The sequence below is a fragment of the Nocardioides oceani genome (genome assembly GCF_030412965.1).
In the GTDB taxonomy this organism is placed as follows: domain Bacteria; phylum Actinomycetota; class Actinomycetes; order Propionibacteriales; family Nocardioidaceae; genus Nocardioides; species Nocardioides oceani.
This window is the reverse complement of the sequence record NZ_JAUHJQ010000345.1, coordinates 1-204: the sequence shown is the minus strand read 5'-3', so window position 1 is coordinate 204 and position 204 is coordinate 1. Positions and strand designations below refer to the sequence as shown.

The 204-nt window shown below is 71.6% G+C and carries 1 protein-coding gene; it reads left to right on the top strand.

The window, feature by feature from the left end; translation table 11 throughout:
* Nucleotides 1-204: dihydroneopterin aldolase (locus QWY28_RS24310; protein ID WP_300955450.1), on the top strand; the 204-nt coding region annotated here is incomplete at both ends.

The following is a 204-nucleotide window of genomic DNA, read 5'->3' as shown; positions in this document are numbered from 1 at the left end:
GGCGTCGACACCGCTCCCGCGGCCGCGAGTGACGACTTGCACGACACCGTGGACTACGGAAGTCTCGTCGCGGCGGTCACGACCGCCGGGCAGCAGGATCCGGTCGACCTGATCGAGACCCACGCCCAGCGGATCGCGGACGTCTGCCTCGCGGACGCCAAGGTCGAGTGGGCGCGGGTCACGGTGCACAAGCCGGACGCACCC